Below are 12,382 nucleotides of genomic sequence, written 5' to 3'. Positions count from 1 at the left end.
ACCCGAATAACCGCCCTTTCAGGCTGTCTGACGCCGCTCCAGCGCAACGGAGAAGAGGAAGACCGCAAGCCCGATGACGGAGAGGATGGCGCCGACATAACCGGTTGCGGCAAAGCCGTAACCCCAGGTGATCACCAGTCCGCCGAGCCAGGCGCCGAGCGCATTGGCGATATTGAAGGCGGAATGGGTGGAGGCAGCAGCCAGCGTCTGCGCGTCCGCGGCCACATCCATCAGCCGCGTCTGTACGGCCGGGCAGGCGGCAAAACCGCAGCCGATGAGGAAAACGCAGAGGCAGAGCATGATCGGATTGCTGGCCGTCAGCCCGAACACGGTCATGACAACGATGTTGAAGACCATGACGCCGCCGATCGTGCCTGTCAGCGACAGGTCGGCGAGGCGCGAGCCCACGACATTACCGACATTCATGCCGATGCCGAAAAGGGCGAGAACGATGGAGACCATGGCCACCGGCATCATTGCCGTCTGCGTGGTTGTGGCCGCAATATAGCTGAAAATGGCAAACATGCCGCCGAAGCCGGTGGCGGCAACGGCCAGCGCCAGCCAGACCTGAACGCGCTTCAGCGCACCGAGTTCCCGGCGGATGCTTGCACCCTCCTCGACCTTGTCCTGCGGCAGGAAGAGCCAGAGAAGCGTCATCGTTACAAGCGCGATGCCGCCGACCAGCAGGAAGGCTGCCCGCCAGCTCAGCATCTGGCCGGCGAAGGTTGCAACCGGCGTGCCGGCAAGGGTGGCGATGGTCAACCCCAGCATGACGCGGCCGACGGCACGCGCGCGCCGGTTCGGTGGCACCATGGAGGCCGCCACCAGCGCTGCCACGCCAAAATAGGCGCCGTGCGGCAAGCCCGAGATGAAGCGCAACAGGGTAAAGCTCAGGAATTCCGGCGCGATCGCGCTCAGGATATTGCCGAGCGCAAACAGCGACATCAGCATCAGCAACAGCGTGCGCCGGCTAAGGCGGGCTGCCAGTGCGGCAATGACCGGCGCGCCGATGACGACGCCAAGCGCATAGGCGGTGATGACATGGCCGGCCTGCGGGATCGTGACGCCATAGGTATTGGCCACGTCAGGCAACAGGCCCATGATGGCAAATTCACCCGTGCCGATGCCGAAGCCACCGACCGCCAGCGCGCATTCGATCAGCGTGACGGTGAGAGGCGACAGCGAGGTCGGCGTGGATACGCGGGCCGTGTCTGGCGCGGCGGATGAAGAGGCAGTCACATCTGTCATGGTGTTCGCAAGCATAAGCTGATCGCCAGTATGGCGTTCAGGGGGCTGTCCGTGATTGGGGGTAAGCCGAGAGGGGCACGGCTCTATTTGCTAAGGTTACCATACTATTTTGCAGTGCGGGAGAGCGGAAATGATGGCTGCGCAATAATGATGATAGACGCTCACACCGCTAAAGCCCTTGTCCGGATCATCAGAAGCAACCATTTCACAGGCTGCGTCGTTCTGTGGCGCTGCCAACTCGGAACCCAGTCATGAAGCTCATAGCCATCTTCAACCGCGACGGCGGTACCTTCAAGACAACGGACATGGAGGATTACTGCGCGCGAGCCGTGCAGGCGTTCCGGGACACAGGCCATGACATCGAGTGCCGGGTCGTCGCTGGTGACGAGGTGGTCGACGCGATGAAGACCGTGGCCGAAACCCCGGGCGTCGACGGGCTGATTGCCGGCGGCGGCGATGGCACCATATCTGCGGCGGCCGGCATCGCCTGGAAAAGCGGGCTCGCACTCGGAATCGTGCCCGCCGGCACCATGAACCTCTTTGCTCGCACCCTGAAGCTTCCTTTGGATATCTGGCAGGTGCTGGAGGTGCTGGCAGAAGGCGAGGTTCTGGCGGTGGATATTGCCAGCGCCAACGGTCGAAGCTTCGTCCACCAGTTTTCCGCCGGCCTGCATGCGCGCATGATCCGTTACCGCAACAAGATGACCTATGCGTCTCGTCTCGGAAAAATGCGCGCCAGTGCGCGGGCAGCACTCGGAGTGATGTTCAATCCGCCGGTCTTCGAGGTTGAATTTAACGCTGAAGGGGAGCGCGGCGTGCGCAAGGTCTCAGCGATCTCGGTTTCCAATAATGAATTCGGCAGTGATTCGCTGATGTATGCCGACAGTGTCACCGGAGGGCATCTCGGGTTCTACACCGCCGATGCGCTGACGCCGCTGGGCGTCGCGCGTCTGACTTTCGATATCCTGCGCGGACGCATGACGGACAATGAGGCGGTGCAGGCCGTGACTGTCACCGAACTGGAACTGCATTTTCCGCGCGCGCGAAAGGATATTCGCTGCGTCATCGACGGCGAACTTCTGCCGATGGACCGCGACGTCATGCTGAAGATCCACGCCGGCGAGTTGAAGGTGCTGGTGCGCAAGCCGCAACAGCCCAATATTCAGGTGCAGGCCCAGGAAGGCCGGGCAGAGGAGCAGGCGTCCCTCTGAACCCTGTCAGATGCGGGGAAGATAGGTGCGGTAATCGAAATCGGATACGGTGCGAAGGAAAGTGATGGCTTCCTTGCGCTTTGTATCGCCAAAAAGTTTCGCATACCGAGCCCCAAAGATATCGGCGATGAAGGGCGAGGCGGAAAATTCCTCGACGGCGGTCAGGAAATCATGCGTCAGCCGGCGATTGCCGGGCGGTTGGCCGCCCGGTTCAGTGGCGGGGCCGGGATCGAGCGTTTCATCGAGGCCCCTGAGCATGCCGCCCAGGATCGCCGTCAGCAGCAGATAAGGGTTGGCGTCGGCACCTGCGACGCGGTGTTCGATGCGAGCCGCCGGTCCGTTGCTATCGGGAATGCGGATGGCCGTGCCGCGATGGCCAAAACCCCAGTCGATATCGACGGGCGCAAACGAGCCGGGCTGAAAACGGCGGTAGGAATTGGCAAAGGGCGCAAAGATAAGCTGCGCGTCACGCATGGTGTCGAGCATGCCGGCGCAGACGGATTTGAGCCGCACCGGCTCGCCACCCTTGGCATCGAGGATATTGTGGCCGTCGGCATCCACGATGCTGGCATGCACATGCAGGCCGGAACCGGCATGATCGCCGTAGGGCTTTGCCATGCAGGTGGATCTGAGGCCATGGCGGCGGGCCGCCTGTTCGGCCAGCCGCTTCAGAAAAATGCAGTCGTCGGCGGCAGCCAGCGCATCGGCGCGGTGGAGAAGGTTGATCTCGAACTGGCCGGGGCCGAATTCCGCCGTGGTCGCATCGGCCGGCAGGTCTTGTGCCTTGGCCCAGGCGCGCAGCGTCGTCAGGTAGTCGGCGAGCGCATCCACGGCCCCCATGTCATACAGCTGGTAGCCGTTAGGATCACCGCGATAGGTGAGACGCGCAGGCGGGCGCGGGCGCCCGGTCTCGCGAAAATCGTCTTCCACCAGATAAAATTCCAGCTCCGTCGCCACAACAGGCGTCAGGCCGCGCGCCTTGTAGCGGTCGAGCATCCCGGCCAGGATGGCGCGCGGATCCATGAAGCTCGGGCTGCCGTCCATCTCGTGCATGGTGGCGAGAACCTGCAGCGAGCCCTCCGGTGCCCAGGGCATGGGTGCGCTGCTGCGCGGATCGGGAATGCAGAGCCCGTCCGGATCGCCGATCGTCAGCGAAAGCCCGGTGATGTCGTCATTGTCGTCGCCCCAGATGTCCAGCGACTGGGTGGACGAGGGCAACCGCACCGTGCCGTCCCACACCTTCTTCTGCGCCGACAGCGGGATCTGCTTGCCGCGCAGGTCGCCGTTCATCCCGACCAGCAGGATTTCGATGCGCGGTTCGGCGGGATAGCTGGTGGTTACAGATGACGGCGTTTCGGTCATGCGGTGCCCCGGTTCGTCGGACAGGCTCAGCCTTGCCAAACATGGTGTCGTTAGGCCATGTTCGTAGCCGATCAGAAACCGCCTTACAATCAGGCACATCGGCCTCCGCGACCGGCGCGGGAAAAGCGATGTGCAGAAGGGATGCCGTGACCGCCGCCATGACCCTGTCGAACCTCTCTGCCATCGATGCGGCGCATCACCTGCATCCGTTTTCCGACATGAAACAGTTGAACGCCAAGGGCACGCGGATCATCGCGCGGGGCGAGGGCGTTCACATCTGGGATGCGCAGGGCAAACAGTATCTTGATGCCTTTGCTGGCCTCTGGTGCGTCAATATCGGTTATGGCCGCAAAGAGATCGCCGACGCTGTGTCGAGGCAGATGAACGAGCTGCCTTATTACAACACGTTCTTCGGCACGACGAATGAGCCAGCGACGCTGCTGGCGCAAAAGATCACCGGTTATGCCGGGGGCAGCCTCAACCACGTCTTCTTCACCAATTCTGGGTCAGAGGCGACGGACACCTGGTTTCGCATGGCCCGCGTCTACTGGAAGGCGCTCGGCCACCCGACAAAAAACCATGTGATTGGGCGTCGCAATGGTTATCACGGCTCAACGGTTGCCGGCGCATCGCTTGGCGGCATGAAGCACATGCACGAGCAGGGCAATCTGCCCATCGAGGGCATTTCGCATATCGGCCAACCCTATTGGTATGCCGATGGCGGCGATCTGACGCCCGATGACTTCGGCCTGAAGATGGCCCGCGAACTGGAGGCGCGGATCGATGAACTGGGCGAGGACAATGTCGCAGCCTTCGTTGCCGAACCCATTCAAGGGGCCGGCGGCGTCATCGTGCCGCCCGCCAGCTACTGGCCGGAAATCGCCCGCATCTGCAAGGCGCGCAACATCCTGCTGGTGGCCGACGAGGTAATCTGCGGCTTCGGCCGGCTTGGCACCTGGTTCGGCCATCAGCATTTCGGTTTCGAACCGGATCTGGCGCCCATCGCCAAAGGACTTTCCTCCGGTTACCTGCCGATTGGCGGTGTGCTGGTGAGCGGCCGCGTGGCGCGCGTGATGATCGAGGAGGCCGGTGATTTCAACCACGGCTTCACCTATTCCGGCCATCCGGTCTGCGCGGCGGCAGCGCTCGAAAATCTGCGCATCATCGAGGAGGAGGGGCTGGTGGAGCGGGTGCGCACCGATATCGGTCCTTATTTCGCCGCCGCCCTCAAAACACTCGAGGATCACGAGATCGTCGGTGCCGTCGATGCGGTCGGCCTGATTGCCGGGGTACAGATTGCCAGCGACAAAGCAACGCGCCGACGCTTTGAAAAGCCCGATGATGCCGGCACTCTCGTGCGCAACCATTGCCTGGAGAACGGGCTGGTGATGCGCGCGACGGGAGACCGGATGCTCGCCTCACCGGCGCTGATCATCACGCGCGCCGAGGTGGACCAGATGGTGGAGACGTTGCGCGCCGGGCTCGATCACCTGCGTGATACGGTTTCTCGGTAGGCTGTTGCGGTAAGGCTCAGCGTGCCGGGGCGGGCGCCTGCTTCACCCAGGCATAACCGAAGGTAAAGGCCTGGCGTCCGCCTGAAAACAGATAGGGCACTGCCGTCTGGCGCGGCCCGGTGCTTTCGTCAACCACAAGTCCATGTGCTGTTAGGAATGGGGTGACCGTCTCCGGAAGGTCGGTATCGCCGGGTTTTGCCGGCCATGCCACCAGTCCCGCGCCCTGATGAGCCACCGCCTGCAGGGATACCGGTTCCGGCGTGCCCGGTATGAAAACCGGCACCGTTGGCAATGGCAGGCGCACATTGCCAGCCAGCATCAGGTCGCTGCTGACGATGTAGGACGGCCGTTCTCCACGTTCCGCCACCACCTGTTCCAGGAAGGGGCGGTAGGGAATGTGTTCCTTGCCGTAGTCGCCGATCAGCGGGCCGATAAGGTTGCTCAGCGCCAGATAGACCGAAAAACCGGTGACGATGCCAAGAAGCGGCGGCGCCATGCGTGCCACTGACTGGCGCATGTCGCCTTCTATCGCGTCAAGCTTCAGCACTAGGTACAGCGGCAGCAGCAGCAGGAAGGGCGAAAGCCATTTCTGGCGGATGCTGGAGGCGCCGAAGCCGATGCCGATCAGCGCCACGATGACAAGCGAGGCGATGATCATGCCGCCAACAAGGCGCGTCCAGCGGCTTTGCGCCCGCACGGCAGCGCCGATGTCGCGATAAAACACCAGTCCGAACAGCAGGAGCACCGGTGCCGAACCCTCGGCCGTCGCCTCGACAATGGAGATGAGTCCCCGGATTGTGTCCTTCACGGCATCGCCGGATGCACCTTCGTGCATGGCGTTGACTGTATCCACCGTTGCCAGGTCAAGGTGATAGAGAACCCAGACCAGATGCGGCGTGACAATGGCGAGGGCCACAAGTGCTGCCGGGACGACCCGCCAGTCAAACAGTCGGCGGCGAAATTCTGCATCCGGCAGCATGGCGAGAATGGCTGCCATCGGCAGGATGACGAAATTGTATTTGGTGATGACGCCGATGCCGACAGTGACGCCAAGCGCCAGATAACCTGCCAGGCTCGCGCGCTTCAGAACGTGCAGAAGCGCGCAGAGAAACAGCGAGACAAGACAGAGCGTTGCCACCGCATGGGTGAGGTCACGCTGCGCGAGGATGGTCACGGAGGGGACGGCGAGAACGCCCAGCATGGCGACGAACGGCAGGCGCCGGTCGTTGATCACCATGCGGGCTGCAACAAGATAAAACAGGCAACAGAGAAACAGCAGCCCGTTCTTCAACAGCGATATCGTTGCCACCGACAGGCCGAAGAGCTCGACGATGCCATATTGCAGCCAGTTGTAGAACGGCGGCTGGCGACCATAACCCATCAGCAGCATCTGCGCCTGAAAGGCCTGCTCGGCTTCGTCGTTCTGCAGGCTTTCCGAGCGGATGACCCGCAGAAGCACGCACAGCACGAAATAGCCGAGAATCAGCCAGATGACGACGTCCGGATGGCGGACGAGGAATTTATGAATTCGGGTGCTCACCGCTGAAAACATCTCTCACGATATAGCTCAGGGAATTTTCGTCTCGATAATAGGTCCGCGCCAGCATTTCAGCGAGGATGCCCGTCGTGATCAGCTGCATGGACGACAAAAACAGCATGATGCCGACCAGAAACAGCGGTCGCGTGCCGATATCATTGCCCATGATGAACTTGTCGATGAACAGGTAAGTGAGGATGAGGCCGGAGAGCGCGCCAAGTGCGAGCCCGAGCGAACCGAAGAAATGCCCCGGCCGCGCCTTGAAGCGCATGAAGAACATCACCGAAAGCAGATCGAGGATCACCCGGAAGGTGCGCGAGATGCCATATTTGGACGTGCCGTGCTGGCGCGCATGGTGGGTCACCGGCATTTCGCCGATGCGTGAACTCGGCACAACGCCGGCCACCCAGGCAGGGATGAAGCGGTGCATTTCGCCCATCAGCCGCACCTGCTTGATCACCGATCCGCGATAGATCTTCAGGCTGCAGCCGTAATCGTGCAGCCGCACGCCGGTGATGCGGCCGATCAGCCGGTTGGCGATCCAGGATGGGATCTTGCGCAGGAAAAGTCCGTCCTGACGGTTCTTTCGCCAGCCGACGAGCAGATCCAGTTCGCGCCGCTCCAGTTCTTTCACCATGTCTGGAATGTCGCGCGGATCGTTCTGCAGGTCGCCGTCGAGGGTGGCGATCAGGCGCCCGCGGGCATGGGTAATGCCTGCCTGCATGGCAGCCGTCTGGCCGAAATTGCGCTGCAGAGCCACAACCTGCAGGTCAAGGCCCGGGCGGTTTATGGCGCTGCGGGCACTGGCAAGCGTTGCATCCGTGCTGCCGTCATCGACAAGGATCAGCTCCCACGGATAGGGACAGCCGACCATCGCCTCTTCGATGCGGGTAATCAGCGGGCCCACACTTTCTTCTTCGTTGAAGATGGGAACGACCAGCGACAATTCCATCGGCACGGCCTCCGGCACGCCTTCCACCGGTGTTACAACTGACTGCACCTGTTTTCTCCTCGCTGGGTTCCTCGCGCAGCGCGTCCGGACCTGCTCTCAAGGCCGCCATTCAGGCGCCTACCGTGTATGCTGTGAGGGACCTGTTATATCAAGAGCAACGGCGTTGCCAGTGCCGCTGCCTCGTCAATACGCCGGATAGATAACGGCGTAACCGAAGTGATACAGGTCTCCGTCCGCCCCGTGGATGTAAGGCAGGCCAACGGTGTGCCTCTCGATCCGGATGGACGGGCCGGCAAACCGGTCGATCGCGGCACGCAGGTCCGGCGGGATCTCGCCGATCTTGTCGGTATCGCTGTGCCATGCCGCAACGATGGGGTGATCATCATCCCATCGGTAGTTTGGCTGGAATGAGGGCAGGAAGCCCGAGTAGACGGGCACATCCGGCAGATACAGGCGCAGATTGCCGCCGAGATGGGTGTCGCCCGCAAGGATCAGGCTCGGCCGCTTGCCCACGTCTTCAAGCAGCCGATCGACGAAGGCGTGATGGGGATAGTTCAGCTTCTCGTACTCCCCCGTCCACTGCGGCAGATAGAGGCGCACGCCAAGGATCGTCGGCACAATCACCATGACGGCAAGCGCAAGGGTGATGAAGCGCCGCATCCCTTCTGCCGTCAGTCTCCCCGCAGAGGAAAGCTTGAGCGTGAAATAAAGCGGCAACACCACCAGAAGCGGGGCAAGCCAGCGATCCTTCACATGCTCGGCTCCCGTCAGGAGAAGCACCAGCAGCATGCAGGCCGCCATGGCAAGCAGCATGTATTCGATGAACTGTGTCCAGGGGCTGCCGGCGCTACGGCTTTTGAGGAAGTCGTTTCCGAATGCGAGCCAGTAGGACAGGACTGTCAGACCGCCAAAGCCGATCACGGCAATGATCAGTGATGTGACGCCCGTGAAAAACGGAAAGCGCACCGGCAGGGAGCCGCTTTCCTGCATTTTCGACAGCGTGTTTTGCGAGGCCATGTCGAGATTGCCGAGCAACCAGGTGGCATGCGGAGCGACCGCGAGTAGGGCCAGTGCAGCCGTGGCGAGGAAGCGGATGTCGAACACCCGTTTGCGCCATTGCGGATGAAGAAGCACGACCAGGAACGCTGCGGCGGGCAAAAGCGCGAAATTGTATTTCGCCACCAGCCCCAGCCCGGTCGCAAGGCCGGTCACGGCATAACTCCCGAGCGTCGGCTTCTTCAGCGTGAAGAACAGGCCGTACAGGAACAGGCCGGCACAGAAGATCGCGCCGACGGTATGTGTCAGGTCGCGCTGCGATTCGAAGGCCACCTGCGGAATGGTCAGCAGCCCGAGCGTCGCGATGACGGCATGCTCAGGTCGGGGCAGCAGAAGCCGCGCCGTTCTCCAGGATAACAGGTAGAACCCCAGGAGGATGGCGTTCTTCAGTGCGGCAAGCGAGGCAATCGACACGCCTGCGACAGAAAAGACAAGATATTGCAGCCAGTTGTAGAAGGGAGGCTGGGTCCCGTAGCCGAATGCGAACCACTGCGACGCGACAACCTGCTCCGCTTCGTCGAACTCGAGCGAATCCGAGACCAGCAGGCGCAGCAGAAAATTCAACAGGAAATAGCAGAAGAGCAGGACGGGAAGTATGATGTCCCACCGTGTTGCGTTCTCCGTGTCAATTTCTAAGGACGTGGCGGGAGGCAACGGTGGTGAAGGCATGTCAGGTTTCATCAGCAGGGTTCTTCTGATTGGTGAAAAAGCGGCGGCCCAGTGTTCGAACGGCCCGCAACCTTGCAAAGCGGCGGGGGCAAAGCGTTGGTTGGAAAGCGAAAGGTCAGGGGCATCTTCACGCAGCCCGTTCACAACGGCAGTTGTCGATGCCTGTTCTTTCTCCTAAACGTCGCTGATAGACGACAGGCCATGGCGTTCCAGCCCGCGGCCTGTCTATCACGATCCACCGTTTGGACGGTTTTTATATGAACAGCGACGGGCTTGCCAGCCAAAAGCCATGGATGATCCGCCACGCGATGACACTGGTCACCGCACTGGCGATCCTTGCCTATATCGCCTTCATCGAATGGTTCTGGGGCTGGGAGCAGATATTTCAGCTCTGGCAGGACACCGGATGGCTGACGCCGCTTGCGGCAATGGTGCTGCTGATCTTCACCTATGTGCTGCGCACCTGGCGTATCCACGACTATTTCCCGCGCGAGACGGCCGGACAGTTTCCGCTGCTGCTGCGCCTGGTTCAGGTGCATAACCTCTTGAACATCATGCTGCCGTTTCGAAGCGGCGAGATGAGCTTTCCGCTGCTGATGAAACGCGAATTCGGCCTTTCCATCACGCGCGCCACGTCTGCGCTGCTGGTCATGCGGCTGCTCGACCTGCATGCGCTGATGGCCGCGGCGGGTGTCGGGCTGGCGATTGAGGCTGCACATGCCTGGGCCTGGCTTGTCTGGTGCCTATTTGCGCTTTTGCCGGCTGCCGGTTTTGCGGCGCGCAAGCCGCTCTTTCGCCTGCTGCATGGCAGCCTGCCGGCACGGCTGGAAACTCTGCTTGGCGAAATCGAGTCAGGCCTGCCGTTTAGTGCGGGCGCCTTCCTGCGCGCCTGGGCCGCAACGCTGATCAACTGGTTCGTCAAGATCGCGGTTCTCGCCTGGGTGCTGGTGCTGATCGGCGGACTGGATGTCACGGCAGGGTTCGGCGGTGCGCTGGGTGGCGAACTTTCCTCGGTCCTGCCCCTGCATGCGCCGGGGGGTGTTGGAACCTATCCGGCCGGCATCACCGCCGGCGCGCTGGCCTTTGGTGGTGGGCGCGACGCAGGTGCCGTGGCAGCGCTTGGCAAGGCTGCCGTCAATGCGCATCTCCTCGTCATCGTCACCTCCGTTGCCGGCACGTTGCTGTCGATGATCGTTGCCGGACGACGGCGGCCCGGTCGCGCCGGCTGACGCAAGCCGGGTTGGCGTTAGCGAGCCTACTGGAACGCCGTCTCGTAAAAGCTGCGCAGTTTTCGCGAGTGCAGCGTCTCCGTCGGCATGGCCGCCAGTTTCTGCACGGCGCGAATGCCGATCTTCAGATGCTGGCGTACCTGCGTGCGGTAAAACTCCGTCGCCATGCCCGGCAGTTTCAATTCGCCATGCAGCGGCTTGTCCGACACGCAGAGCAGCGTGCCATAGGGCACGCGGAAACGAAAACCGTTGGCGGCAATGGTGGCTGATTCCATGTCGAGCGCGATGGCGCGCGCCTGAGACAGGCGTTTGACCGGTCCGCGCTGGTCGCGCAGTTCCCAGTTGCGGTTGTCGATGGTGGCAACGGTGCCGGTGCGCATAATCCGCTTCAGCTCAAAACCTTCGAGCCCGGTGATTTCCTCCACCGCATCTTCCAGCGCCTTCTGCACTTCGGCCAGCGCCGGGATCGGCACCCAGACGGGCAGGTCGTCATCCAGCACGTGGTCCTCGCGCATATAGGCATGCGCCAGAACATAATCGCCAAGGCGCTGGCTGTTGCGAAGCCCCGCGCAGTGGCCAACCATCAGCCAGGCATGCGGGCGCAGCACGGCAATATGGTCGGTGATCGTCTTGGCGTTCGACGGCCCGACGCCGATATTCACCAGCGTGATGCCGGCATGGCCCTTTTTCTTCAGGTGATAGGCCGGCATCTGCGGCAGGCGCGCAATCGGCTCCGGCCCCTTGTCGGCGCCGGGCAGGGTGACGAGATTGCCGGGCTCGACAAAGGCCGTATAGCCTTCGCCGCCGTTTGCCATCAGTTCGCGGGCAAAGGCTGCGAATTCGTCGATGTAGAACTGGTAATTGGTAAACAGCACGAAATTCTGGAAATGCTCAGCGCTGGTTGCCGTGTAATGGCTGAGACGCGCCAGCGAATAATCGATGCGCTGGGCGGTAAACGGCGCAAGCGGCGCCGGCTCGCCCGCCACCTGGTCATATTCGCCATTGGCAATCAGGTCATCGGTGGTGTTGAGGTCTGGCGTATCGAACAGGTCGCGCAGCGGCATGTCGTTCAGCACCGTCGAGGACGAGGCTTCCACATGCGCGCCTTCGCCAAAGGCAAAATGCAGCGGGATCGGCGTGGTCGATTCCGAAACCGTCACCGGCACATGATGATTGCGCATCAATAGCCCGAGTTGTTCCTTCAGGTAATGACGGAAAAGTTTTGGCCGGGTGATGGTGGTGGTATAGACGCCGGGTGCCGTCACATGGCCATAAGACAGGCGCGAATCGACATGGCCGAAACTCGTCGTTTCGATGCTGACCTGCGGATAACAGGCGCGGTAACGGCCGCGAACTGCGCCACCCTGTGCCAGATCGTCGAAACCGCTGATGAGGAACGCCGTATTGCGCTCGTAAAGCTCGGCAAGGGCATCGACCGCCTTAACGGGATCGTCAAAGCTCTGCGCCTCGTAAGGCTCCGGGCTGATGCAGTGGGCGGATGCGAAAGGAAGGATTCGTTTGCTCATGATGCATTATAAAGCGCTCTTGCTAACAAGCAAATTACGCTTTTCCGTCAATTGAATGATCTTTTGGCGAAGCCCTGC

General features: G+C 61.7%; 9 protein-coding genes. 3 read left to right on the top strand and 6 right to left on the bottom strand.

Annotated features, from left to right (window positions below):
- Nucleotides 1–18: 18 nt before the first annotated feature.
- Nucleotides 19–1,248, bottom strand: coding sequence for an MFS transporter (locus AC4CWH_RS10690; RefSeq protein WP_491318717.1), 1,230 nt, complete (start codon nucleotides 1,246–1,248; stop codon nucleotides 19–21).
- Nucleotides 1,249–1,499: 251 nt separating this feature from the next.
- Between AC4CWH_RS10690 and AC4CWH_RS10685 the strand changes: the two genes are divergently transcribed.
- Nucleotides 1,500–2,459, top strand: coding sequence for a diacylglycerol/lipid kinase family protein (locus AC4CWH_RS10685; protein ID WP_491318716.1), 960 nt, complete (start codon nucleotides 1,500–1,502; stop codon nucleotides 2,457–2,459).
- Nucleotides 2,460–2,465: 6 nt separating this feature from the next.
- On the opposite strand, the gene AC4CWH_RS10680 is transcribed toward AC4CWH_RS10685, so the two are convergent.
- On the bottom strand, nucleotides 2,466–3,821 hold the full coding sequence (locus tag AC4CWH_RS10680) for a glutamine synthetase family protein (protein WP_491318715.1): 1,356 nt from the start codon (nucleotides 3,819–3,821) through the stop codon (nucleotides 2,466–2,468).
- 158 nt (nucleotides 3,822–3,979) lie between these two features.
- Between AC4CWH_RS10680 and AC4CWH_RS10675 the strand changes: the two genes are divergently transcribed.
- On the top strand, nucleotides 3,980–5,335 hold the full coding sequence (locus tag AC4CWH_RS10675; protein ID WP_491321407.1) for an aspartate aminotransferase family protein: 1,356 nt from the start codon (nucleotides 3,980–3,982) through the stop codon (nucleotides 5,333–5,335).
- 16 nt (nucleotides 5,336–5,351) lie between these two features.
- Here AC4CWH_RS10675 and AC4CWH_RS10670 read toward each other — a convergent pair whose 3' ends face one another.
- From AC4CWH_RS10670 to AC4CWH_RS10660, 3 genes are all read right to left on the bottom strand, one after another.
- Nucleotides 5,352–6,875, bottom strand: coding sequence for an ArnT family glycosyltransferase (locus AC4CWH_RS10670; RefSeq protein WP_491318714.1), 1,524 nt, complete (start codon nucleotides 6,873–6,875; stop codon nucleotides 5,352–5,354).
- The gene (locus tag AC4CWH_RS10665) at nucleotides 6,856–7,824 is read right to left on the bottom strand and encodes a glycosyltransferase family 2 protein (RefSeq protein WP_491285388.1); all 969 of its coding nucleotides are present in this window, start codon (nucleotides 7,822–7,824) and stop codon (nucleotides 6,856–6,858) included. Before AC4CWH_RS10665 ends, AC4CWH_RS10670 begins: the two co-directional genes overlap by 20 nt.
- Nucleotides 7,825–8,007: 183 nt before the next feature.
- The gene (locus AC4CWH_RS10660; RefSeq protein WP_491318713.1) at nucleotides 8,008–9,444 is read right to left on the bottom strand and encodes a glycosyltransferase family 39 protein; all 1,437 of its coding nucleotides are present in this window, start codon (nucleotides 9,442–9,444) and stop codon (nucleotides 8,008–8,010) included.
- Between the two features lie 362 nt (nucleotides 9,445–9,806).
- Here AC4CWH_RS10660 and AC4CWH_RS10655 point away from each other — a divergent pair, with 362 nt between their 5' ends.
- The gene (locus AC4CWH_RS10655) at nucleotides 9,807–10,778 is read left to right on the top strand and encodes a lysylphosphatidylglycerol synthase transmembrane domain-containing protein (RefSeq protein WP_491318712.1); all 972 of its coding nucleotides are present in this window, start codon (nucleotides 9,807–9,809) and stop codon (nucleotides 10,776–10,778) included.
- A gap of 26 nt (nucleotides 10,779–10,804) precedes the next feature.
- On the opposite strand, the gene amn is transcribed toward AC4CWH_RS10655, so the two are convergent.
- Complete coding sequence (amn, locus tag AC4CWH_RS10650) at nucleotides 10,805–12,304, bottom strand: AMP nucleosidase (protein ID WP_491318711.1); 1,500 nt, start codon at nucleotides 12,302–12,304, stop codon at nucleotides 10,805–10,807.
- Nucleotides 12,305–12,382: the final 78 nt, after the last annotated feature.

This window comes from Neorhizobium sp. PAMB6716 (assembly GCF_058242805.1).
Note: the sequence above shows the minus strand (reverse complement) of the source record. Positions and strands in the feature narration are given on the sequence as shown.